Genomic DNA, 348 nt, shown 5'->3' with positions numbered 1-348 from the left:
AATGTGCTCGGCCAGCGCCGGCAGGAACCGGCGCACGGTCTTGTACTTAGCGTCCAGCTCCTGGTAGTACACATTGTCGGTCGGTCGAATCAGCTTGTTGACGCCGGCGAGGGCCAGCGCGAGCGCGTCCGGCGAAATCCGAGCGAACAACAGCTTGCGCAGCTCGGCATCCGGCACAGTGTCGTCCAGCAGCATTTGACACGCGCTGGCGAGGGTGGCCGCCGCCTCGTCCAAGTCCTTGAGCGAGCGAAGGCGGGATTTCTTGTCCGCCTTCACGGCGTCACCGAAAAGCTCCCGCAGGATGACTTCGAGCACTTCCAAGGCGTCATCCTGTGCCGATGCTTCGAG

1 pseudogene is annotated in these 348 nt (G+C 63.2%); it reads right to left on the bottom strand.

From position 1 onward, the window contains the following. Window positions 1-348, bottom strand: a pseudogene (locus tag F2P46_RS36365) (Tn3 family transposase); the annotation flags it as partial.

This window comes from Massilia sp. CCM 8734, from assembly GCF_011682155.1.
Classification (GTDB): Bacteria; Pseudomonadota; Gammaproteobacteria; order Burkholderiales; family Burkholderiaceae_D; genus Telluria_A; species Telluria_A rubra.
The sequence above is the reverse complement of the archived record's forward strand: the minus strand, read 5'-3'. Positions and strand labels throughout refer to the sequence as shown.